The sequence below is a fragment of the Bartonella sp. AP88HLJMH genome (genome assembly GCF_042195605.1).
GTDB lineage: Bacteria > Pseudomonadota > Alphaproteobacteria > Rhizobiales > Rhizobiaceae > Bartonella.
On record NZ_JBHIOR010000012.1, the window covers coordinates 20,957 to 47,243 of the forward strand.

The 26,287-nt window shown below is 37.5% G+C and carries 14 protein-coding genes and 1 pseudogene; 6 read left to right on the forward strand and 9 right to left on the reverse strand.

Annotated features, from left to right (window positions below):
- Window positions 1-38 precede the first annotated feature (38 nt).
- Complete coding sequence (locus tag ACFIMA_RS06655) at window positions 39-1,295, forward strand: multidrug effflux MFS transporter (protein ID WP_375653459.1); 1,257 nt, start codon at window positions 39-41, stop codon at window positions 1,293-1,295.
- 466 nt (window positions 1,296-1,761) lie between these two features.
- Here ACFIMA_RS06655 and parC read toward each other — a convergent pair whose 3' ends face one another.
- Together parC and aspS are read right to left on the reverse strand one after the other, a co-directional pair.
- Window positions 1,762-4,011, reverse strand: coding sequence for a DNA topoisomerase IV subunit A (gene parC, locus ACFIMA_RS06660; RefSeq protein ID WP_375627792.1), 2,250 nt, complete (start codon window positions 4,009-4,011; stop codon window positions 1,762-1,764).
- Between the two features lie 778 nt (window positions 4,012-4,789).
- On the reverse strand, window positions 4,790-6,583 hold the full coding sequence (gene aspS, locus ACFIMA_RS06665) for an aspartate--tRNA ligase (protein ID WP_375613090.1): 1,794 nt from the start codon (window positions 6,581-6,583) through the stop codon (window positions 4,790-4,792).
- A 132-nt stretch (window positions 6,584-6,715) separates the two neighbouring features.
- Here aspS and rnd point away from each other — a divergent pair, with 132 nt between their 5' ends.
- The gene (rnd, locus tag ACFIMA_RS06670) at window positions 6,716-7,870 is read left to right on the forward strand and encodes a ribonuclease D (RefSeq protein ID WP_375611539.1); all 1,155 of its coding nucleotides are present in this window, start codon (window positions 6,716-6,718) and stop codon (window positions 7,868-7,870) included.
- A gap of 642 nt (window positions 7,871-8,512) precedes the next feature.
- Window positions 8,513-8,698 (forward strand): annotated as a pseudogene (locus ACFIMA_RS06675) (helix-turn-helix transcriptional regulator).
- A gap of 273 nt (window positions 8,699-8,971) precedes the next feature.
- Here ACFIMA_RS06675 and ppx read toward each other — a convergent pair.
- Together ppx and ACFIMA_RS06685 are read right to left on the reverse strand one after the other, a co-directional pair.
- The gene (gene ppx / locus ACFIMA_RS06680; RefSeq protein WP_375611538.1) at window positions 8,972-10,489 is read right to left on the reverse strand and encodes an exopolyphosphatase; all 1,518 of its coding nucleotides are present in this window, start codon (window positions 10,487-10,489) and stop codon (window positions 8,972-8,974) included.
- A 6-nt stretch (window positions 10,490-10,495) separates the two neighbouring features.
- Entirely contained in the window at window positions 10,496-12,676 is a 2,181-nt protein-coding gene (locus ACFIMA_RS06685; protein WP_375613092.1) for an RNA degradosome polyphosphate kinase, read from the reverse strand.
- A gap of 325 nt (window positions 12,677-13,001) precedes the next feature.
- Between ACFIMA_RS06685 and ACFIMA_RS06690 the strand changes: the two genes are divergently transcribed.
- Together ACFIMA_RS06690 and ACFIMA_RS06695 are read left to right on the forward strand one after the other, a co-directional pair.
- Window positions 13,002-13,250, forward strand: a complete 249-nt coding sequence (locus ACFIMA_RS06690) for a zinc-finger domain-containing protein (protein ID WP_375611536.1) — start codon at window positions 13,002-13,004, stop codon at window positions 13,248-13,250.
- Between the two features lie 52 nt (window positions 13,251-13,302).
- The gene (locus ACFIMA_RS06695; RefSeq protein WP_375677950.1) at window positions 13,303-14,550 is read left to right on the forward strand and encodes an FAD-binding protein; all 1,248 of its coding nucleotides are present in this window, start codon (window positions 13,303-13,305) and stop codon (window positions 14,548-14,550) included.
- A 193-nt stretch (window positions 14,551-14,743) separates the two neighbouring features.
- On the opposite strand, the gene dnaE is transcribed toward ACFIMA_RS06695, so the two are convergent.
- A complete protein-coding gene (gene dnaE / locus ACFIMA_RS06700) occupies window positions 14,744-18,211 on the reverse strand; it encodes a DNA polymerase III subunit alpha (protein WP_375653521.1) in 3,468 nt (1,155 codons plus the stop codon).
- A 402-nt stretch (window positions 18,212-18,613) separates the two neighbouring features.
- Here dnaE and recG point away from each other — a divergent pair, with 402 nt between their 5' ends.
- Complete coding sequence (gene recG, locus ACFIMA_RS06705; protein ID WP_375653444.1) at window positions 18,614-20,722, forward strand: ATP-dependent DNA helicase RecG; 2,109 nt, start codon at window positions 18,614-18,616, stop codon at window positions 20,720-20,722.
- 356 nt (window positions 20,723-21,078) lie between these two features.
- Here the strand turns inward: recG and glmS are convergent, their stop codons facing one another.
- From glmS to ACFIMA_RS06725, 4 genes are all read right to left on the reverse strand, one after another.
- The gene (gene glmS / locus ACFIMA_RS06710; RefSeq protein ID WP_375653438.1) at window positions 21,079-22,902 is read right to left on the reverse strand and encodes a glutamine--fructose-6-phosphate transaminase (isomerizing); all 1,824 of its coding nucleotides are present in this window, start codon (window positions 22,900-22,902) and stop codon (window positions 21,079-21,081) included.
- Window positions 22,903-23,075: 173 nt separating this feature from the next.
- Entirely contained in the window at window positions 23,076-24,425 is a 1,350-nt protein-coding gene (gene glmU, locus ACFIMA_RS06715) for a bifunctional UDP-N-acetylglucosamine diphosphorylase/glucosamine-1-phosphate N-acetyltransferase GlmU (protein ID WP_375653431.1), read from the reverse strand.
- A gap of 14 nt (window positions 24,426-24,439) precedes the next feature.
- Entirely contained in the window at window positions 24,440-25,228 is a 789-nt protein-coding gene (locus ACFIMA_RS06720; protein ID WP_375653514.1) for a cytochrome c biogenesis CcdA family protein, read from the reverse strand.
- Between the two features lie 45 nt (window positions 25,229-25,273).
- On the reverse strand, window positions 25,274-26,263 hold the full coding sequence (locus ACFIMA_RS06725) for a carboxypeptidase regulatory-like domain-containing protein (RefSeq protein WP_375627806.1): 990 nt from the start codon (window positions 26,261-26,263) through the stop codon (window positions 25,274-25,276).
- Window positions 26,264-26,287: the final 24 nt, after the last annotated feature.

The window sequence follows — 26,287 nt, forward strand, 5'->3', positions numbered from 1 at the left end:
GCTGTTTTCAGACGAAATTTTTATTTCAAGGATGCCATATGTCATATTCAGTCGATGAACAAACGCATAGAGATGCGATTAGAAACAAAATTGGCTATAAAGAATTTGTTATTCTTATTGCTTCGCTCATGGCTATTAACGCTATAGCTGTTGATATTATGCTGCCAGCTATGCCCGATATTTTAGACGGCTTAAATGTTCTCAATGAAAATGATCAACATTATATCATTTCGAGTTATCTTATTAGCTATGGTATTGCTCAAATATTTTTCGGTCCAATAAGCGATAGGTATGGACGACGTAAACTTATTCTTCTCGGGCTTGCTTTTTATTCATTTACGGCGATTGGCTGTGCCTTTGTAACTGATTTTTCTCTCTTACTTATTTTACGTATCTTGCAAGGAATTGGAGGGGCTGCTATGCGAGTTCTTACAGTTTCCGTCGTACGTGATCTTTACAGTGGTCGAAAAATGGCAGAAGTTATGTCTATTGTTATGATGGTTTTTCTTGTTGCACCAATGGTTGGTCCCGCAACAGGACAGATCATTTTACTGCTCGGACATTGGCAATATATTTTTATTTTCATGGCAATGATTGGTTTAGGACTGATGATTTGGATTCAACTGCGCTTGCCTGAAACTCTTTATACGCAACGCTCTCTTTCCTTTTCTTCAGTTAAACACAACTTATGGATTGTAATAACCAATCGCACAACACTTTGCTATACACTTGCAACTTCCATTATTTTAGGCTGTATCTTTACCGCCGTTAATACATCACAACAAACATATGAAGGGATCTATAATCTAGGACTTTGGTTCCCTATTGCTTTTGCAGTTGGTGCTGCATTTCAAGCTCTATCATCATTCTTTAACTCTCAACTCGTTGGACGCCTTGGAATGCGGCGTATTGCTCATACTATGCTTTTGCTCTTTTGTGCCGCTTCATGCATTTGGTTTATTGGGTCCATCTTAGCAGGTGGTGTTATCCCTTTTCCTTTTTATATGACGTTATATTGTATATTAATGTTTACCTGCGGTGGTATTATGGCCAATTTCAATACACTCGCTCTTGAACCTGTAGGAGAAATAGCTGGAACAGCTTCTTCTGTATCCGGATTTCTTCAAACATCTATCGGTGCAGGACTTAGCTTTTTTATTGCCCAACAATTTGATGAAACAACCATCCCAAACTCAGCAGGATTTTTCTTTCTGAGTCTCACTGCCATACTTCTCGTCTTATGGGCTGAACGTGGTCATCTTTTTAGACAATATCATAGTAATCCTAACGAATAAATATTACTACGAAAGATTAATAACATCTCTCTTGAACAATAAGAAAATAAACCTATCAGACAAAATAAAACATCTCCAAATAGAACATTCTTGTGTTAAACATTCACATTGTTTGTTTAAAGGTACAGCTCTCGAAATATCAAATCATTTCACGACAGCACCCATAAATGGTATAATGTAAAAAAACAAACATACTATTGTTGCAACAACTCTTGTCTGTGAAACGGTTTATTAAAAAATATTTTTATTCTTTTCTTCAATAGTTTTTATGAAGACGGGCTGGTCTCTCATCTCATGATAGGCAAACAAACAGTTTTGATTGATTTAACCTGAACAAGATCGAAATAAGAGAAAAACTTACGCTTTAGGTCTTTCGTTCAATATAAAAAATAATAAATTATCTTTATAAATTAATATCTTACATAATCATAAAACCATAGGGAATTTTCCCATTTATAAAATACATTTAATTGATAAATTTTCCTGATTTTGGAAATCCTCTTGGAACCAAACGCCCGACGCCCGCACGCATTCCCATCCATTCAATGAGATCATCAGCTTGACGGTTAAAGATTCGTTCAGCTGTATCTTGCCAACTTAAGCCTTCTGATAAATTAAAAGTCTTGGCATCAACAACACCACCTTCTTTATAACGCTGTAAACGAACACCCTTACCGCGATTCATTTCTGGTATTTGTTCAATAGAAAAAATAAGCATTTTACGGTTTTCACCGACTACAGCAACATGATCACCATTTACCGGAACACAAAGCTTTACCTTATCAGGAGCTTTCACATTCATCACTTGCTTTCCTTTTCGTGTATTGGCGATCACTTCTGCAGAAGAAACAATAAAACCATTACCGTGAGATGAAACCAAGAGAAATTTTTCCTCGGCGTGATGCACAAAAGCTGTGAGAACATCGTGCTCATCATCCATATCAACTAAGAGACGAATAGGTTCACCATGTCCCCGCCCTCCAGGTAAATTATTTGCACCAATAGCAAAAAACTTCCCCCCCGTACTGATCAGCACAATCTTGTCGGTCGTAAATGCTGGAAAGGCTAACTTTAAACTGTCTCCTTCTTTAAAAGAAAGTGCTTTATAATCGTTCAAGTGTCCCTTCAAAGCACGCATCCACCCCTTTTCAGAAATAACAATAGTAATCGGTTCTTTTTCGATCATTGCTTGTTGAATATCATCAAGATCATGTCTTGGTGCCTCTTCAAACGTCGTACGTCTTTTCCCCAAGAGTGTTTCAGGCCCAAAAGTGTTTCGAACTTTTTTGATTTCTTCTGAAATTATTTTCCACTGTTTTATAGGAGAAGCTAACAAATTCTGTAGCTTTTCTTTTTCAGCTTTCAAACTTTCAAATTCTTTACGAATTTCAAATTCCTCAAGCTTACGCAAAGAACGCAAGCGCATATTAAGAATAGCTTCAGCTTGATTTTCTGTTAATTCAAACCGATTAATCAGCTTCTTTTTCGGTTCATCCTCTTCACGAATAATCTGAATGACCTCATCGAGATTTAAATAGGCAATAAGATATCCATGAAGAATTTCCAATCGGCTATCAATTTGATCAAGCCGATAATGAGAGCGACGAATAAGCACTTCTTGACGATGTTCAAGCCATTGCTGCAAACTTTCTCGCAAAGAAAGGACATTGGGTATTTTTCCCAAAGACAAAACATTCAGATTAAGGGGAAATCTTACTTCAAAGTCAGTCAATTTAAAAAGAGACTCCATAAGGAGCTCCGGATCAACCGACCGATTTTTAGGAACAAGCACGATTCTGATATCTTCTGCTGATTCATCTTGGATATCCTCAAGCATTGGCAATCGGCGTGCAAGCAATAACTCTGCTGTTTTTTCAATAAGACGTGACTTTTGAATCTGATAGGGAATTTCAGTTACAACAATCACATAAGAACCACGGCTACCAGATTCCTGATGCCAACGTGAACGCAAGCGAAAGAATCCACGCCCAACACGATAGGATTCCTCAATACTTTTTTTAGGTTCAACTAAAATTCCCCCCGTCGGAAAATCAGGACCAAGAACAAATTGATTTAATTCCTCATCATTTACATCGGGATGCGCAATCAAATGGAGTGCTGCATCACAAAGCTCAGCAACATTATGGGGGGGAATAGATGTTGCCATACCAACAGCAATACCAGAAGAACCATTTGCTAAAAGATTAGGGAAAGCTCCTGGTAAAACAACAGGCTCTTCATCTTCCTCATTATAGGTTAAACGAAAATCAATAGCATTCTCATTAATTCCTTCAAGTAACAATGCAGCCACTTCAGTCATACGTGCTTCCGTATAACGCATGGCAGCAGCATTATCACCATCAATATTACCAAAATTGCCTTGCCCATCAACCAACGGATAACGAACAGCAAAACTTTGAGCCAAGCGCACCAAGGCATCATAAATAGACGCATCCCCATGAGGATGAAATTTTCCCATGACATCACCAACAATCCGCGCACATTTCGCATAAGACTGTCCAGGATTTAGTTTGAGAAGACGCATCGCATGAACAATCCGCCGGTGGACCGGCTTCAATCCATCACGTACATCAGGCAATGCACGGTGTGTAATCGTAGAAAGTGCATAAGCCAAATAACGTTCCTGTAAAGCAGAACGTAATTCTATTGGTTCAATATGTTCTTTATCAAAAGGTAAATTCATTTTATCAGACATAGTATTAAAACAACAATTCCCACAATAATAAGAAATTATTTTATAGGATTTATTTAATGAAATCTTCTATGAGTCGACTTTTTTATTAAAAGTCAATTACATAAAAACAAACGCTGCAATTAGAACATGAACAGAAAATTATATCAATTTGAAAAATTTATACATGTCCTTCCCCCTTGTCCTAAGTAATTTATTGAAAGCTTTGTCAAATCTGATAATAATTTAACTGCTCACAAAGAGTTATTTCATTCTTTTTGGAATGACAAAAGCACCTTTCAAACATCATCTTTTATTATAAAGATAAATTGTATAACAACCCCATTCAGTTTTTCTACGAAAAACCAAAAAAATGTTCAAAGCTTATGAAATTTAAACTTTTCAGAGTAAGTCCATAGAATGGAAAACCACATTATTCTCATAAAAACGAAGAGACACAATTCTCTGCTACAACGTTGTAAAAACTTCAATAAAAAATAAATAATATATTGACATATAAAGATAATTAATTTTTTTTCAACTAAAATGAGGCTCCCGAATATTATAGAATTCTTTTATTTCTAATTTATTCATGATCAAGCAATTATAATTATTTCCTCACCTATCACAAGGGGAAAAGCCACTATAGAAACAAGGAATAAAAATGCCTCATAAAGAATCAACACAATAGCGTTTTGCCTATCTAAATTTCACAAACAGTACACGCACACACCGTTGACTCTTGAAAGGCATCAAAACTTCACTCTACGTAGAAAAAGACGAAAACAATCCATTATCAACTTTATGAGCTATTTTTGTGAGTAGGAGCCATGCGGATTCCTAAATCACGTAATTGTGTAGGAGAAACATCAGACGGAGCGCTCATTAAAAGATCAAGCGCCTGTTGGTTCATAGGGAATAAAGCAACTTCACGCAAATTTTTAACACCTTGTAACAGCATAATAATGCGGTCAATTCCCGCAGCCATGCCACCATGTGGCGGAGCCCCATAATGGAATGCACGATAAAGACCACCGAAACGATCTTTCACAACTTCCTTAGAAAGTCCTACAAGTTCAAAAACTTTAAGCATCATTTCTGGTAAGTGATTACGAATTCCACCTGATGCAATTTCATAACCATTGCAAACAAGATCATATTGAAAAGCTTTAATAGTAAGAGGATCTTGGCAGGCAAGGGCATTTTCTCCCCCTTGAGGCATGGAAAAAGGATTATGTCCAAAATCAATCTTTTTTTCATCTTCATTCCATTCAAAAAATGGAAAATCAACAATCCACGCCAAAGAGAAACTATCTCTATCAAGAAGATCTAATTCTTCCCCTACCCTTGTGCGTGCTGCTCCGGCAAAAGATGAAAACTTTTTTGGATCGCCAGCTACAAAAAAACAGGCATCCCCACTTTCAAGACCAAGCTGTATACGGATTGCTTCAGTCCTCTGTTCACCAATATTTTTGGCGATAGGCCCTGCTCCTTCAAATTTTCCTTCTTCTTCACGCCAGAAAATATAGCCGAGCCCTGGTTGCCCCTCGCCTTGTGCCCATACATTCATACGATCACAAAAAGCACGACTTCCACCCGTTTTAGCTGGAATAGCCCACACTTGTGCATTCTCATCATTCGCTAAAATTTGAGCAAAGACTTTGAAACCAGAATTATAAAAATGCTGAGAAACATCTTCCATAATGATCGGATTACGCAGATCAGGCTTATCAGAACCATATTTTCGCATTGCTTCATCATAGGAAATGCGAGGAAAGCTTTGTGTCACAGTCTTTCCATCTGCAAATTCTTCAAAAATAGAACGCATAATAGGTTCCATAGTTGCTAAAACATCTTCTTGCTCAACAAAACTCATTTCAACATCTAATTGATAAAATTCACCAGGAAGACGGTCGGCCCTTGGATCTTCATCTCTAAAACATGGAGCAATCTGAAAATAACGATCAAAACCTGACATCATCAACAACTGTTTATATTGCTGTGGCGCTTGCGGTAACGCATAAAATTTTCCCTGATGAACACGACTTGGAACCAAAAAATCACGTGCGCCTTCCGGCGATGAAGCTGTCAAAAGTGGCGTCGTAAATTCCGTAAAACCATTATTTTGCATAGCTCGTCTCATAGCCGCAATAATTTCAGTCCGACGCATGATATTTTTGTGCATAGTTTCCCGACGCAAATCAAGAAAACGATATTTTAATCGAATATCTTCTGGATAATCAGGCTCACCAAAAACCGGTAAAGGAAGCTCATCAGATTTTGAAAGAATTTCTACCTCTTGTGCAAAAATTTCAATCTCACCTGTTGGAAGCGTTGCATTAATAACCTCATCAGAACGAGCACATACCTCCCCATCCACACGAATAACCCATTCAGAACGCACTTTTTCAATAACTTTAAAAGCTGGTGAAGCAGGGTCAGCAACAATTTGTGTGATTCCAAAATGATCACGTAAATCCACAAAAAGAATCCCTCCATGATCACGAACACGATGAACCCACCCCGAAAGACGAACTTGTGTTCCTACATCACATCTACGGAGAGCCGCACAATGATGACTGCGATAACGGTGCATGTTTTTTGCCTTTGATTATAATATTCACATGCGCTACAAACGCTTTTTAATAACCATTTGTCAAGATATGAGAATAAAAACTCAAAAATAAAGTCAATAAAGCACAAATTTAATTTATCGAATTATAATAAAATGATGAATCTTATTACACAAACAACAGATCTTGAAATTGCACTTAACGCTCTACGTACCTCTGATTTTGTAACAGTCGATACTGAGTTTATCCGCGAAACAACTTTTTGGCCTCAACTGTGTTTAATACAGCTCGCCTCACCAGATGTTACAGTTTTGATTGATCCCATAGCACCAGATATTGATTTACAACCATTTTTTGACCTTATGGTCGATAAAAAAGTTGTAAAAGTTTTTCATGCTGCGCGCCAAGATATTGAAACAATTTATCACCTTGGAGGTGTTATTCCTTCCCCTCTCTTTGATACGCAAATAGCAGGATCCATTTGTGGATTTGGTGATTCTATCTCCTATGATCAAATTGTACAACGCTGTACAGGGCATCATCTTGATAAATCCTCCCGCTTTACAGACTGGAGTTACCGCCCTTTGTCTGAAAAACAACTGCTCTATGCACTTTCCGATGTAACTTACTTAAGAGATGTTTACTTGTTATTGAAAAAAAGGTTAGAGAAAAATCAAAGAGCTCACTGGATGGATGATGAAATAACAATCCTTTTAAATCCTAAAACCTATGATATGCCAGAAGATGAAGCATGGAAAAAAGTGAAAGGAAAAATTAAAAAGCCACGTGAACTTGCTGTATTACAAAAGATAGCAGCTTGGCGGGAACGTGAAGCACGAAAATACAATATGCCACGTCGTCATATCATAAAAGATGAATGTCTTATAGAAATAGCAACCCAACAACCAAAAGATGAATCTGCATTAAAACGGTTGCGCAGTCTTAATAAGAACTGGGATAAACTCTCAATTGCTCAATCATTAATCAAAGCTGTCCACGAAGGATTAGAGGTGGATCTTTCTACTTTACCCCCCATTCCTAAACATAATCCACTCAATGATACGACAGCCGCTGTTATCGATCTGCTCAAAGTGTTATTAAAAATTGTTGCAAATGAAAACAGCATTGCCCCTAAAATTATTGCAACATCTAATGATTTAGAAAAAATTGCCAATGGAGGAATAAAGAAAAATATTCCCGCTATGAATGGCTGGCGCTATGAAATATTTGGTAAAAAAGCCGAACAACTGCTAAAGGGCCAGATAGGGTTTTACTTTAACGATGGAAAAATAAGCACAAAACAGCTTTAATTTACATTTTCATTTTGAAAAATCCATTACGCTACTCATTATCTACATCAATTGGTATGCCCTATAGGCCAACGCAAACAGGATAAATAAAGCCTACTTCTGACAAAGTTAAAAAATTAAATAGTAAACTCTTATTAAAATGATAGCTAAATCTTTATCAGGTCAATTAAATAGAAATCCCATTAAAAATAATCTAAAAAAACAGACAGTTCCTTATTTAAAAGTTTTGAAAAAAAAAGTTCTGATAATAAAAGCGCATTCATTACAAAAATAGCAGCCTAGAAATAGGAACAAACAAAGATATAATGCCTCACGTCACCATATCGTATTAAAAACTACCGAGATTGCAATCTAACAATCAAAAACGAGCCAGCATAACAACTAAAATACCTAACAAAAGCAATATATTGATTTCTAAAAATAATCTAGCGTTATTTATATTGAATTAGACCTCCGAATATCGTAAGATTCTCTCACTCCGTCTCAATAAGACTCATAAAGTTTCACATAAGAATTATATGATAAAGCGCTGTTTTTTATAAATTAAATACCTTTCAAAGGATTCAAAAATCATGGTTAATAAATAGTTGTGATTTATTTCTATTTTTTATAGTGAAAGGATTTTATAATGACTGAAATGATATTCTTTTGACAGACCGTGAAAGTGCAAAACTGTTTCATATGAGTATTTCAACATTCCAGCGTCATGTAACCAATGGATCTCTCCCAAAATCTTTAAAACTTGTTTTTTATCGCGTTGGTTACAATCGTAATCTTATGAAGATAATCGAGCAAGCTAAACAGAAACGTTATAACGACACAGCATAAAAAGAAAACCTTTTCACGTAAAAATGGACAAAACTTTTCATTTTCACATGAAGCTTATGAAGTGAAAAATCCATCCTGTGATGCAAGTAACAGAATAAAAAATTATGTTTTCTTTTATGAATGCTCAGGCATTACAAATGCTTTGCGTGGTGTCTAGCATGGGCGTTATGGAACAAGTCCTATTGTCCAGCTCATGATGATAGGCTACCTAGTTTATCCCTCGTCAATGGCCCTATTATTAAGACATAAAACACGAATAAATTAGGAAAAAAATCAAAAAATTTCAAAAGCGAGAGGTTGTTTTATTATTTTTGATAACTTCTGTAATCGTCCAAGAGGACGTTCTCCTAATAACCCAGCGTAATTCTTTGGGATCTGCAGGATAATATGATCTGCTTTTTTATGCCACAATAAATGAGGTAAAATTCCTGCAACAGAAGCACTAAAAAGATGAGCAATACGCATAGTTTCGCCAAGAATACGTGCTTTTTCAATTATATTTTGAGTTGCTAATTGAAAAATGGGAAGAGATTCTTTATCAACCAATAAACTCGTATTGCGAAAAAAAACAGCAAGTGCCGCATAAAGGCGCCCTTCATGAGAAATTCCTGGATAAGATCCTAAAGCTATTTGATTTGCTGCTTCATTGCCTCGATAATCTGGATGTATACGCCAACCAATATCCGCAAGAAGACAAGCGGCTTGACGATAACGGCATTCATTTTCGGTTTCTGAAATTCCAAAAACTTCAAAAGCATTCGTCGTAAAATCAATGAGTTCTTCTGCTTGTTTTGGTGAACGTGCCCGTAAAATAGCCATTTCTGTGCATGCTGCAATGAGAGGATCTGAAAGTCGAATCGCCTGCGGCAATCGTGAATAAAGAAAACCTTCACGAACGCCAGCACCAGAAAAGATTATCTTTTCAAACTCCATACACTGAATGAGTTCAATAAGAACTATTGCCCCATAAGATAAAAGTTTTCGACGGTTCTGAGAAACCGCTGCAATCCCTCTCATATTATCAATATTGCCACGTGCTACAAGACGTAAAAAGTTCTCCATTTCAACAGCATCAACTTCATAGCCATGCATAACAGGGAGCCGATAGTGTTTCATTGCCATATGGAGTTTTGCCAAATTACGCCATGTCCCCCCTACTGCATAAAAATAACGTGCTATACCTTTACGAGCACGAACAACAGACGATTTATAAAATTGCTCATGTACAATTTTTGTAGCTACAGCACTATCATTATTTGACATATACTGTAGCCTTAAACCACCCAATGGGAGCGTTATCCCTTCACCAACATCAGAATGATCAATATCAATCAGCTCAAGACTTCCACCACCAAGATCCCCAGAAATACCTTTTGGTTGATAAAAAGTAGACACAACTCCATATGCTGAATACATAGCTTCTTCACTTCCTGAAAGAAGATATATTTTATTTTGCAAAATATCTTCAGCATGCTGAATAAATGCTACGCCATTCTGTGCATCTCGTGCTGCTGCTGTTGCTAAAGTATAGACCTCATCTGCCCCAATCTGTCGACAAAGCGTACGAAACCGTTTCAGTGTTTGCAACGCCATTTTCATCGATTTTTCTTCTAAAAATCCTGTTTTCGCCACACCATGACCGAGACCACAAAGAATCTTTTCATTAAATAAAACTGTTGGTGATCGAACAAGCCCCTCATAAATAACCAACCGAACAGAATTTGAGCCAATGTCAATAACAGCAACAGGCTTACGCCCTTTTAACCGACCTTGAGCATCTCTATATGTCATTGGATTTTAGTCTTTATGTATTTCGGCTTGTTGCCGATGCAACGCAACCAAGCGCGAAACAGAAGACTCAAAAGACTCATTTTCCCCCGCAAAACTTGTATTGGCCATAAAATACTCCTGCGCATTAAATAGACTTTCACCTATCTGCGGTGTAATACGTTTTGATGTTCCATCCTTAAGTATATCAAAGCTTTGTTGATTATCAATGATATTAGCTAACATAATCTGTAAAAGAATTTTTTGACGCACTATTTTATTAAAAACCGGAACCAATATTTCAATACGATAGTCCAAATTACGAGGCATCATATCAGCAGAGCCTAAGTAAACGAGTGCATTTTCATTAGGCAAATCTTGACCATTCCCAAAGCAAAAAATGCGACTATGTTCAAGAAAACGCCCGACAATTGATTTTACACGAATATTATCCGAAATTCCTAGAATACCAGGACGTAAACAACATATCCCCCGCACAACCAAATCAATTTGCACCCCTGCTTGACTGGCACGATATAAAGCATCAATAATTTCAGGATCAACCAATGCATTAACTTTCATCCAAATAGCAGCAAACCTTCCCTGTTGTGCATGAACAATTTCTCCCTCAATATGCTCTAAGATACGACCACGCAGTGTTAAGGGTGAAAAAGCAATCTTCATTGTTTCATTTGGACGCTCATATTGCGCAATATAATTGAATAATAACGCAACATCATGAGCGATATCATCATCCGTGGAAAAAAAAGAAAGATCGGTATAAGTTTTAGCATTAATGGGATGATAATTTCCTGTTCCAAGATGAACATAAGAGCGAAGACGTTTTCCCTCACGTCTCACAACTAATGACATCTTAGCATGCGTTTTTAATGCAATAAAACCAAAAATAACTTGAACCCCAGCACATTCAAGATCCCTGGCCCAACGAATATTTGCTTCCTCATCAAAACGTGCTTTAAGTTCTACCAAAGCAGTCACAGACTTTCCCTGTTCAGCCGCTTTAATCAAAGCGCCAACAATTGGACTATCATTTGATGTACGATAAAGTGTTTGTTTTATTTCTACAACATCAGGATCGCAAGCAGCTTGACGTAAAAATTGGACAACAACATCAAATGTCTCATAGGGGTGATGAATCACAATATCATTTTCACGAATAGCCGCAAAACAATCCCCTTTATGTTTACGAATACATTCTGGAACACGAGAAATATAAGGAATAAATTTAAGATCATCGCGGGGAATAGAAACAATTTCTGATACCGTATTAAGCGCTAAAAATCCGTCAAGGACATTAATACAATTATCAGGAACAGCGAGACTATTCGCTATAAATTGGCGTAAACTCTCTGGCATTTTTGCGTCAAACTCAACTCGAATAACCTGCCCACGGCGCCGCCTTTTAAGAGCAGTTTCAAAAAAATGAACAAGATCCTCAGCTTCTTCTTCTACTTCAATATCACTATCTCGGATTATTCTAAATGTACCAATTTCTTTAACCTCATAGTTAGGAAATACATATTTAATAAAAAGGCAAATAACATCTTCAGATGCAATAAAACGAAAATGATTGCCTTCTTGAGGAAGAAGAATAAAACGCCTTAAAAGCATTGAAATAGATAACAACACTGTGTGTGAATTCTGATCAGTTTCTCCAGACAATTGAAGCCCAATAGAAAGCCCTAAATTAGGAATAAATGGAAAAGGATGAGTAGAATCAACAGGTAAAGGTTTTAAAACAGGAAAAATTGTCTCAAGAAAATATTTTTCAAGCCATGATTTTTCAATTTCTGAAAGATCATCAGAACAAATAATTTCAATATCATTCTTTTTTAATTCATCACGTAAAACATTCAATTCTCGTAGTTGGTGAGCCTGCAGCTTTGAAATCTCAGCTAATACAATATCAAGTTGTTCCTGTGGAGTGTGCCCATCTGCACTGCACGCTGTAACGCGAGCACGAATTTGAGCTGCTAGTCCTGCAACACGAACCATAAAAAACTCATCAAGATTTGCAGCTGAAATAGAAAGAAATTGTAGACGTTCTAATAAAGGATGTTTCGAATTAGCCGCTTCCATCAAAACACGATTATTAAATTGTAGCCATGAAAACTCTCGATTAATAAACCGTACCGGATTTTTCATTGTTATATTCGATATAGAAATTTTATCTACCACCCTCTGTTCCATATATCCTAAATAATTTTCTTTTATATTTTCTAAAATCCTTGACGAAATATCTCACATAACATTTGATAATATGTTATCATCATAATAATATATCAATGCCTAACTTCCCACATCATTTTTCCATTTAATATTTAAAAGTACTTGGAATTATTGCTATGCGCAAAGCACTAAAAGTAAGACAACTATTCTAATATAGCATAAAAGAAGAGAAATTTGTCTTAAAAAGCATCTTGCATTATTATACGCTTTATTACAAACTCACGCCTATAAAATAGAAGAGCCCAATCATAGCTGATGAGAAAATTTATTCTGGAGTTTGTATGCCATGGCTGATCACAATATTCCTCATTTCCAAAATGACCTTGGATATAAAACAATCGAAATTGGTGTGAAAGAATTTATGTGTGTAGGCGCTACACACCCATTCGATCATCCTCATATCTTTATCGATATGGGAGCAGCAGATGAGAAAATTTGCCCTTACTGCTCAACCCTTTATCGTTATGTTCCCTCGCTATCATACGATCAAACAAACCCAACAGGATGCTTATATCATCCAGAAAAGCTATTATAATTGCGTTTTTTGGCTTTCTTAATAACCCCTCTTTTAATTCTGCTTGTTTAATATGAAATCATTTGTGGAACAATCACCCATCATCGTTGGAGGAGGAATTGCTGGTTTAAGCACTGCTTTAGCACTCGCTCATAAAGGAATTGCAAGCACCATTATCGAAAAGTGTAAGCAACTTGAAACGATAGGCGCTGGTATTCAACTGACATCAAATGCAACATCTATTCTTGCTCGCTGGAAACTTCTTAACAAACTCACTGAAGTCGCGACAATCCCATATTTTCTTGAGTTAAAAGATGGATTATCTTTAAAAATACATCTACGGGCTCATCTTATTAATCTAACAGAAAAATATTGGAAAGCCCCTTATATGACGATTCACCGCGCGGCTTTACAAAAAATTTTATATAATGCAGTGATTGAAAATCCTTTGATCAAATACAAAGCAGGCGAAACGATTGTATCTTCTACCCAATCGGCAACCAACATTAAAATCACGACAATAAAAACAGATACGGCAACAGAACAGCTTTATTCAACGCCCCTCCTGATCGGATGTGATGGCGTTTGGTCAACATTACGGCAACAATCTCCTTTTCATGAAAAAGCAAATTTTAGTGGCTTTATTGCTTGGCGTGCAACAACAACATCTGATAATCTTCCTCAAAACTTTCGTTCTTCATTGCAAAATATGAAGACAATTACGGCTTGGATGGGACCAAAAAATCATCTTGTTGTCTACCCCATTCAATCGTCAGAAAAAATTTTTAATTTTGTCGCCATTACGCATGGAGAAAATTCAAAAGAAGGATGGGCCCATAAAGGAGATAAAGAAAAACTCAAATCTCTTTTTAAAGATTGGAATTCAAAAATCTTACAAATCTTTGATCATATTGATGAATGGAGTTATTGGCCACTCTTTCAAATGAAACAAAATCGTTTTATCGGTTTAGAGAGACAAGTATTTGTTGGCGATTGCGCACATGCTGCCTTACCTTTTGCAGCACAAGGTGCCGCTATGGCAATCGAAGATGCTGCCACATTAGCAAAAGCACTTTCATTGAAAGATTTTTCATTAACGAAAGCACTTTCGCTTTACGAAACAACACGCACCCCGCGTATTGCAGCAGTAAAAAAACGCGGAGATTTCAATAGATTAGCCTATCACGCAACCGGTCCCATAGCAATTGCACGCAATCTCATGATGAAAATTCGTACACCAGAGAGCATTATGTCAGATCTCAATTGGCTTTACATGTATGATGCGATGAATTCTATAAAAAATAATGATAAAAACTTATAAAATCCTTCCGACACTTTGAATATTACGAAAGAACGAGATTTTTTTTAATTTTATGACACTAAAAAAATATCATAATTTACTCAAATAAAAGCAATATTTTTCGAAACCTACAATCCGATTTTAAAAGCTCCATTTTTAGCTCTCCTAAAAGCAAAAACACCACTCAAAATCAGCTCCCATCTTTAATCTTTCTTTAACTCAATTCTACATCAACAATACCCTGAATTAATTTCATAGCATTTGCGACATGTGAATTTACCTTATATCGCTTAGGAAGCGCAATTTCGACTTCTCGCAATCCATCCTCTTGAATTAAAATAAGCCCAACCTCTCCATTCCCCCCAAGATTTAAGTTTTGTTCAATTTGTGGAAGCATATCAACTGTTTTTATAAAGAGACGCATCATTTTATGCTGTTGTAATGATTCATTTTCCAAAGACTGAATTGTTTCAATTCGCAAACTAACTCCTTCAGAACGATTTTCTGCGCTCACCGTAATAATAAAAGATTTTCCGGGTTCTAGCATCTCTTCATAATCCGAGAGTGCCTCAGAAAAGAGAACTGCTTCATATTGTCCACTTGTATCAGAAAAATGAATAATTCCCATTTTTTTACCAGATTTTGTTTTGCGCACGTTTTTTGCCACAACAGTTCCAGCAAGCCGTGCAGCCGTTGCTCCCCCTTTAACGGCATTGGCAAAATTACCCCAAGTCTGAATGCGTTTTTTGTTTAGAATAGCTTGATATTCCTCCAAAGGATGCGCAGAAAAGTAAAAACCTATAGCTTGAAATTCTCGATAAAGTTTCTCAGCCGGCAACCAAGGGGTTGTTTGCGATAAAATCAATGGTTCTTTTAATCCGCCTGCCATTCCAAATATATCAACCTGCCCGCTAGAATTGTCATCGAGAATACGAAGTGCACGCGCATGAAGGGTTCCAAGATTGGCTAATAAAACCTCACGTGCAATGTTAAAACAATCAAAAGCACCAGCACAAACTAAACTTTCCATCGCACGCTTATTAACAATACGAGGATCAACACGCGCACAAAAATCTTCCAAATCCTTAAAAACCTTATTCCCACGACAAGAAACAATATGATCTACAACAGTTTCTCCCACACCTTTAATGGCAGCAAGAGAATAATAAATACAGTTATCACCAACCTCAAAAACACGATGAGATGTTTGTATAGAAGGTGCAATAACTTCAATACCCAACCTTAATGCTTCACGCCGAAAATCATTGAGCTTATCTGTATTCGTCATATCATATGTCATTGAAGCAGCTAAAAACTCAACGGGATAGTTTGCTTTCATATAAGCTGTTTGGTAAGAAACAATTGCATAAGCAGCAGCGTGCGATTTATTAAAACCATAATCGGCAAATTTTGCTAAAAGATCAAAGATAATATCAGCTTGATCTTTATCCACACCACCTGCAACGGCTCCATTAACAAAACGCGTACGCTGTTTTTGCATTTCAGCATGAATTTTTTTCCCCATAGCACGACGTAATAAATCGGCTTCCCCAAGCGAATAGCCAGCAAGCACCTGAGCAATCTGCATCACCTGTTCTTGATAAACAATAACACCTTGTGTTTCTTTGATCAGATGATCTATCTTAGGATGAATAGAAGCAATTTCCTCTTCCCCATGTTTGCGTGCATTATAGGTTGGAATATTCTCCATTGGACCTGGACGATAAAGTGCAACCAGCGCAATAATATCTTCAATACGGTCTGGCTTCATTCCAATCAACGCCTTGCGCATACCAGAACTTTCCACCTGAAACACGCCAACCGTTTCACCACGTGCCATCATAGCGTAGGTTGCTTCATCATTCAGAGGAATATTTGATAAATCTATTTTAATCCCCTTTCTGGCAACAAAATCGACTGCCATTTTCAAAACAGTAAGCGTTTTTAATCCAAGAAAATCAAATTTTACCAGCCCCGCTTGTTCAACATATTTCATGTTAAATTGTGTAACAGGCATATCAGAACGAGGATCACGATACATCGGGACAAGCTCCCAAAGTGGACGATCTCCGATAACAATCCCAGCAGCATGAGTTGAAGCATGACGATAAAGTCCCTCCAACTGAAGCGCTATATCTAATGCGCGTCCAACAACGGGATCTTTTTTCTTTTCTTCTTCAAATTTAGGTTCATCCTTAATAGCATCTGCTAATTCTACCTGACTTCCTGGGGTGGCAGGAATTAATTTTGTAAGATAATCCACCTGACGATAAGGAACTTCTAAAACACGCCCCACATCACGCAAAACTGCACGTGCCTGTAACTTACCAAAAGTAATAATTTGAGCAACTTGATCACGTCCATATTTTTTTTGAACATATTGAATAACTTCTTCGCGCCGCTCTTGACAAAAGTCGATATCAAAATCTGGCATCGAAACACGATCTGGATTCAGAAAACGTTCAAAGAGAAGAGAAAACCGCAAGGGATCCACATCAGTAATCGTCAATGCATAAGCAACAAGTGAACCAGCACCAGAACCCCGGCCTGGTCCAACGGGAATGTCATGAACCTTTGCCCATTTTATGAAATCTGAAACGATAAGAAAATATCCAGAAAATTGCATACGCGTAATAACTGAAATTTCATAATCAAGCCGCTGTTCATAATCTGCAATCGTATATCCTTCAGCCAACCCTATTGTTTCAAGCCGAATCTTCAAACCATCTTTAGCCTGATTTAATAACTCACTATCTTCTATTTCTATAGTAGTTTCTGAATTAACAGATTGTTCTATAAAACGAGGCAATATCGGTTTTCGAAGAGGCGAGGCAATATGACAACGCAATGCAATTTCAACACTATTTTCCAAAGCTTCTGGAAGATCAGAAAACAGTGTAACCATTTCATCTTGTGACTTCAAATAATGATCTGGTGTCACACGTTTGCGATCTGGATTAGAGACAATTTGTCCTTCTGAAACAGCCATCAGCGCATCATGCGCTTCATACCCTTCTCTTTGCAGAAAAAAAGCTTCATTCGTTGCTACAAGAGGAATTTCATGCGCATAAGCCAATTCAATAAGATCAGCTTCTACTCTCCGGTCATAAGAGCCATGCCGTTGTAACTCCACATAAAGACGATCAGCAAAAGATTTTTTCAAATAAATTAAGCGCTCAACAGCATGTTCTTTTTTCTCTTCTGCCAAAGAAAGATTAATAGGTCCTCCCTTTCCACCCGTTAAAGCGATTATGCCTTCACTGTGTTCTGACAACCAATCAGCTTTAATATGAGGAGGATCAGTATCACACTTATCAAGATAAGCACGACTCACAAGACGAACCAAATGAGCATAACCGGTTTCGCTAGCAGCCAAAAGAACAATAGAGCAAAAATCAGAAGCATTACGTCCTTTAACCAAACGTGAATGATCATTTTCATCACAAAAATCAACAGTAAGCTGACAACCAATAATAGGTTGGACCCCATGAGAAAGACAATGCTGTGAAAATTCCAAAGCACCAAATAAATTATTGGTATCGGTAATAGCAACCGCTGGTGCATGATCTGAAATCGTCTGTTGAATAATTTGGGGGATTTTTAAAGCCCCTTCGAGCAAGGAATAAGCTGAATGCACTCTCAAATGAATAAAGCGAGGAAGAGAATTTTTGTTCTCTTGCATTTGCATTTTATTTTTTACCACTCTCACAATTTCCCACTACAAAATAAATGCTAAACAGCACCCCTTATAAAAGAAAAAACTTCTGTTCATCATCAAACTTTAAAGCTATAAATTCATCATCCTACATAGGAGCAATATCCCAATTTTATTAATATTTATAAGAGAGTTCTATCAAGAAAATGCTTCTATTCACAGCAAATAAACACCTAAAATAAAAAGAAAAACAATATACCTCATCTAAGTACTTTAATTTTTGACCATTTAATTGTATTTTTCTTTAAATATTAATTTCTCTTCCTAAAGTTCAATGTGTAAATAAAGCAACCTTGTCTTTATGACTTTATCCCCAAAAAGCTCTTCTAAAGGTCTAGAAAAAACAAAAAGGGCAGGTTAAATTTGCTCATGCCTCCAAGTCTTCTTACCCCACTTTTTAATTCTATCCGAACTCTTTCTGGTATTACACCTAAAGTCTATGGTTTATTGACCAAACTCTTAGATGTTAATCCCACACAACGCGAAGCAACCCTTATTGACCTTCTTCAATTAATGCCCCATTCCGTTATAGACCGCAGAATGCGTCCCAACATTACTTGTGCAAAAGAAGGAGATACTGTTACGCTCGAAATTATCATCGATCAGCATCAACCACCACCCCGTGGTCACAACCGAATTCCCTATCGTGTTATTGCCCATGATCACACAGGAAAAATAAATTTAGTCTTTTTTCATGCTCAACCTCTTTGGCTAAAAAAACAACTCCCCGAAGGAAAAAAAGTCATTATATCAGGAAAAGTTGAATGGTTTAATGGACAGCTTTCAATGGCGCATCCAGACTATATTGCCCCAAGCGAACAATCAAATCAGATACCTCTGATCGAACCTGTCTATCCCTCTACTGCCGGACTAACTGTAAAGACACTAAGACGCGCCATACAAAACGCTCTTGATTTTATTCCTCTTCTACCAGAATGGATAGATGAAAATGTAAAAAAGCAGCAAAATTTTCCTTCTTTTTCTGTTGCTTTACGCCGTATCCATGCACCCATTAACCCCAATGATCTATCCTTAGAAAGTACAGCACGCAAACGTCTTGCCTATGATGAATTGCTCGCTTGTCAATTGGCACTAGGACTCGTGCGTTTGAAAACTAAATCTCTTGTTGGCACTTCTCGACCATCAACAGGAATTTATACTAAAAAATTGCTTAATATCCTCCCCTTTCAACTCACAACCGGACAAAAAAAAGCAGTAGAAGATATCGCAAATGATCTTGCTTCACCAGAACCGATGCTAAGACTACTTCAAGGTGATGTAGGCGCAGGAAAAACTGTTGTTGCATTGATGGCAATGGCACAAATTGCTGAAAATTCAGGACAATCAGCTTTAATGGCACCAACTGAAGTGCTTGCTAGGCAACATTTTGCCACCATCGCTCCTCTTGCCGAAAAGGTCGGATTACAAACAACGCTTTTAACAGGACGAGAAAAAGGGAAATTGCGGACAAATATCGTGAATGATATTCTGTCAGGTCAAGTTTCTATTGTCATCGGAACCCATGCTCTCATACAAAACAGTGTTACTTATAATAATCTCGCTTTAACCATTATCGATGAACAACACCGTTTTGGTGTCCATCAACGTATCGCTCTTACAGAAAAAGGCAATAAAGCTGATCTGCTGGTTATGACCGCCACGCCCATTCCGCGCACACTTGTCTTAACAGCTTTTGGTGATATGGATGTCTCTAAAATTACCGAAAAACCAATGGGACGACAACCCATTACAACAGCAACGCTTTCTTTGAAACGTCTTCATGAGCTTATAGAGAGAATCGCAATTGCATTAGAAAAAGGAGAAAAGCTCTATTGGATTTGTCCTTTAGTAGAAGAATCGACAGCTCTTGATCTCACTTCAATTGAAAACCGCTTTGCATTTCTCCATGAGCGCTTTGGAGCACACGTTGGTATGATCCATGGAAAAATGTCTACAGCAGAAAAAGAAGCCGCTATGGCATCTTTTAAATGTGGAAATACACGTATTTTAGTTGCAACCACCGTCATTGAAGTGGGAGTAGATATTCCAGATGCTTCGATCATTATCATCGAACACGCGGAACATTTTGGCCTTTCACAATTGCACCAATTACGTGGACGTGTAGGACGAGGCGATAAAAAATCTTCCTGCATTTTGCTCTATAAAGATCCACTGACTAAAACAGCAGCAACACGCCTTAATATTATCCGCAATACAGAAGATGGTTTTGAAATTGCTGAAGAAGATTGGCGCCTACGAGGCGAAGGAGAACTTTTAGGTACAAAACAATCCGGAGTCCCTGAATTTCATATAGCAAACCTTGCAGTTCATAGCGATCTTTTGTCAATGGCAAGAAAAGATGCTCGTTTATTTTTACAACGCGATCCTCATCTTTCTTCTGAGCAAGGACAAGCTTTACGGTTGCTCCTTTATCTTTTCGGACACAACGATGCTGCACGCCTCTTACGAGCAGGATAACAAAGACCCTCTAATAAAAAACTTAAATACCTCTCTGTTCAAATATGATTTTCTCTTAGAATTACCCATAAATGATCTACGCAGTCTCTTACCATCTTTATGCTTCATGAACGAATAACAAATCAACTGCATTAAAACAGTAGAAGCAATATTGCGTCTTTTTTTACCATTATATTCACATAACTGATCTATTTTTTGATAGGTAAGAAAATATTTTTCGTTTTATCGTAAAGGATTTAGGAATAAAAAACCTTTCTTCAGTATTCTCGTTCAACAGAGAAAAATGAAAAAATAAGTTTCATTATAAATCAATTTCTTACACTTGATTATTCTCCAAAAGATTCAGAAATATACTTTTATTCAACCGTGACTGATTTTGCTAAATTACGGGGTTGATCAACATCTGTTCCTAATAAAACAGCCGTATGATAAGCGATTAACTGAACAGGGAGTGCATAAATAATAGGAGAAATAAATTCTGGAACATCTGGCAAAGTGATCGTTGATAAAGTCTTAAGACAAGCTACTTCTGCTCCCTTTTTATCGGTTATTAAAATAATACGACCATTACGCGCTACCACTTCTTGCATATTAGAAAAAGTTTTTTCAAACCACCGATCATAAGGTGCAACAACAATAACGGGTATTGTCTCATCCACCAGAGCAATTGGTCCATGCTTTAATTCACCTGCCGCATAACCTTCAGCATGAATATAAGAAAGCTCTTTCAGTTTAAGGGCTCCCTCCAAAGCAATCGGATAAGAAGTTCCACGTCCTAGATAAAGAACACTTTTTGCATTTACCAAATCACGACAAATACATTCAATTTTTCTCTCTAGTTTTAAGACCTCATTTAAAATACGTGGAACTTCTGCCAACTGTTGAACCAGTTTCTTTTCCATTTGAGCCGAAAGATAGCCACGTTGTTTAGCCGCACTAAGAGCGAGTGAAGCAAGCGTTGCCAATTGACAGGTAAAAGCTTTTGTTGAAGCAACACCTATTTCCGGTCCGGCAAGTGTTGGGAGAATAAAATCAGCCTCCCTTGCCATTGTTGATTGCTCTACATTCACAATTGTTGCTGTTTTTACACTCCGCTCACGACAATAACGCAAAGAAGCCAATGTATCAGCTGTCTCACCAGATTGAGAAACAAACAGCGATAACACATCAGACGTTATAGGAGGTTCACGATAACGAAACTCCGAAGCAACATCATTATCAACACTTAAAGCGGCAAATTTCTCAAACCAATAGCGCGCAACTAAGGTTGAATAATAAGCCGTTCCACAACTCGCAAAAAGGAGACGATGAATATTTTTCCAATCAATCAAATTCTCAAGGGGTCGAACCGCATAATTTCCAAGATCAAGATAATGCGCCAAATTATGAGAAATCACTTCAGGTTGTTCAAACATTTCCTTGTGCATAAAATGACGATGATTACCCTTAGAAATCAATAAAGCCCCTTCAAGTAATGTCGTCACAGGACGTTTTACCGGTTGATTATTAGCATCATAAATTGTAACACCTTCCCGTGTGAGAACAGCCCAATCCCCATCTTCCATATAGCTAATATAATCAACGAATGGTGCCAAAGCTATGGCATCTGACCCCACAAAAAATTCATCTTTTCCATAACCAATTGCCAGAGGTGGACCAGAACAAGCCGCAATCATAAGGTTATCTTCACCTTCGAAAATAAGAGCAATAGCAAAAGCCCCCTGCAGCCTTTTCCAACTGGTACGTATGGCTTCTTGCGGAGAAAGACCATCTTTTAATGCACGCGTTATTAAATGTGCAATAACTTCCGTATCCGTCTCTGTTTCAAAGATACAACCATCCTCTATGAGTTCCTTTTGCAGTTCTACAAAATTTTCAATAATACCATTATGAACAATCGCAAGCTTTTCAGTCACATGGGGATGCGCATTGCGTTCAACAGCAATTCCATGCGTAGCCCAACGGGTATGACCAATCCCTAAACTTCCCTCCAGAGGTGTTTTTTTTAATTTTTCTTCTAAATGAACAAGCTTCCCCTCAGCACGTACACGATAAAGATGCCCATTATGGACCGTTGCCACCCCAGATGAATCATACCCTCTATATTCAAGACGTTTTAACCCCTCAACCAAAGAGGACGTAACACACCTCTTTCCAAGAACTCCAATAATTCCACACATTAAAAAGCTCCAACCCACATCTTAAGATTCAAATTTTACAAAACAATCCAACAGCCTTTATTTAAAACTATAAATAATAAAAATAATTCAAACATGGAATACGGCAATCTTTAAGAATAAATCTTCCATCCATCGTTAGATTAACACGAAACAAAAGAATAAGCTGAAAATAATCATTTTTTCTGTTTGTTTTCTAACAAACGCTCTCGAAATTTTGTCGCATAGCCCTCTTTTATAACCTGTCGTGCACGCCCAAAAGCCATACTGTTCATAGGAATATTTTCAGTAATAACACTTCCTGAAGCAACATAAGAGCCATCCCCTATTACCAATGGGGAAACAAGTGCCGTATTAGACCCAACAAAAGCATGATCACCAATCATGGTTTTATATTTGTTAAATCCATCATAATTGCAAGTAATCGTACCGGCTCCAATATTGGTATGTGCACCAATTTCGGCATCACCAATATAACTTAAATGATTGATTTTAGAAGATTCTCCTACCTTAGCTTGTTTGACTTCACAAAAATTTCCAATCTTTACGGACTTTGCCAACTCTGTTCCAGGACGCAAACGTGCATAGGGACCAATCTGTGCATCTCTACCAACCACAGCACCTTCGAGATAACTAAATGCATGAATAACCGCACCAGATTGTACTTTTACGTTTAACCCAAAATAAACATTTGGTTCTATCACCACCCCTGGTGCAATTTCTGTATCATAAGAAAAATAGAGTGTTTCTGGCTTTAAGAGTGTAACACCCGATAACATTAAATCGCGCGCTTTACGTTTTTGCCACAAAGAATCAGCCTCAGAAAGCTCAAGACCGTTGTTAATTCCTACAATATCTTCAAAAGGAACTTCAACAACACGCACATCTAATCCTTCGCATGTTGCAAGAGAAGCAATATCTGTTAAGTAATATTCTTTTTTCACATTATTATTACCAACTTTCTCTAAAAGAGAAAGTGCATGTTTTCCACGCATAGCGAGTATTCCACCGTTACAAAAAGAAATCTTTTTTTCTTCATCGCTAGCGTCTTTTTCTTCTACAATTGCAATCAATTGACCATTTTTCTCGAGAAGACGCCCATAACCTGTTGGATGTTTGGTATGAAAACCTGCAAAAACAACATCTGCTCCATCAGCAAGCTGTGCACGCATTTGGTGCAATGAATCTTGCTGAATGAGAGGAGTATCCCCAAAAACAATGAGCACATCATCCACCTCCTTTTGCAAAGCTAAACGAGCAGACAAAACAGCATGGGCAGTTCCTAAACGCTCTTTTTGTTCAAAAATCATTACATCTTTTACAAATGACTGAACAACGTGCGTAACCTCCTTAGCACCATATCCCACAACAACCACTAATTGTGAAGAGCCTGCCAATTCTATTTGTTTTAGAACATGGCATATAAGAGGCAATCCAGCAATTTTATGAAGTACCTTAGGCAGAGACGATTTCATGCGCGTCCCCTCACCTGCGGCAAGAACAATAGAAAGACAACTTCTAACCATAAAAACACATAAGACTAACGAGAAAATCCAAAAAAATTCATAATATTGTGCCAACGAATATCTTCAATATAACTCAACGAAGGATAATGTTCTAAAAGCCAAAATGAAAGATCCTGCATAGAACCTGTTAAAAACAAAATCCCTGTAAGAATAAGAAAAACACCAATGATTTTTTCAACTTTTCCTAAATGAATACGAAAAGCTCCTAAAAATCGCATAAAACTGCTCGAAAATAAAGCTGCTAACATAAAAGGAATAGCAAGACCTAATGCATAAACCGCTAAGAGAACAGCTCCCTCTCCCACAGTTTCTTTTGTTCCAGCAAGCGTTATAATAGGACCTAAAATAGGGCCAATACACGGTGTCCAACCAAAGGCAAAAGCTAAACCGATAATATACGCGCCTAAAGGACCAGCAGGTGTTTTTTGGGTCTGAAAACGCGCCTCACGAAATAAAAAAGCGATCTTGAAAATCCCCAAAAAATTTAAACCAAAAATAATAATGACAATTCCAGCAGCAAGGGCAAACCAATCACGATAATAACCGATGAATTTCCCAATTGTACTAGCACTGGCACCTAAAGCAACAAAAACAGTCGTAAACCCAAGAACAAAAGCAATAACAGAAGATAATAAAGCCCACCGGATAAAGACTTTCTCATCAGGCTTTTCTGAACGAAAATCATCAATACCAACCCCTGCCATATAGCACAAATAAGGAGGAACTAACGGCAAAACGCATGGTGACAAAAAAGAGAGTGCCCCAGCAAAAAACACACCAACTGTTGAAATTTCAATCAAAATTCATACCCCGTCTTTCATCATAGTTTACCCCCCCATGAACAACAATCAATCCACATCTTCATCAACTCGCTGCATATTTTCTTCATTCGCTATCACACTTATATCTTCATCATGACCAGAAACGACTGAAAAAACTTTTTGATAGATTTTATCTTTATTTTTAGCAATTGCAATATACTCTCCCTCCGCTAACACGAGTGAAACATACGCACCTACTGTTTCATAAACGATATCACCAGAATCATTGGCAAGAGACCAACTTGTATCTGCAAGCGCTTCTCCTCTTTCTTGTCGCACCAGCTTTAAGACAATCTGAGCAGCCTGATGTTCAAGAGTAACTTCTGTTATTTTACCCGCATCCACTTGAATATCCGAACGAGCCGTCGCATTAATAGAACCATAATGGGAAGCAACATGGTAGCGGCCAGCTTTTAAACGCACAACTGATTGGGGTTTAACATTTGATATAATTACTCCCGTATCATCATTTTCTTTTTCATCCTCATAAATGGTAAAACGGAGTTCCTTTTCATTCATTACGCCATTGAGCAGTGTTGCATTTAAAATGACACCACCAGCCTCAAGATTAAAGTTTTTTACAAGACTCTGCCCATTTTCTAAACGAATATGGCGCACAGCACTCATATGACCAAATGAGACATGAACAAGATAATTTCCTGGTTCGAGATCAAAACGTGCACTTCCCCCCTTATAGGTTGCCACTAATGGTAACTTATTATCAATCCCTAGAATAGGAGCATAAACCCGCCAGACAAGCCCTTTTTCAATATCCGGATGACTATTTGTTAATCGAGCATTCAAAATGAGTTGTGTTTGAGATGCTAAGTTTTCGTTCTCCTGCTCTTGAGTCTTTACAATAAAACTCCTTGATTGTCTCTGCTGCTGATCTTGCCCTTCTCCTGCTTCAGAAAAAGCACAGTGGCTCCAAGTCAATAAAGAAAGCGCCACGCACAACCATACACATCGGTGCACTATTTTTATAAGAATACCCATTTTTGCATTGTTGACCAACATGATCTTTTTTTCAAGAAACAATAT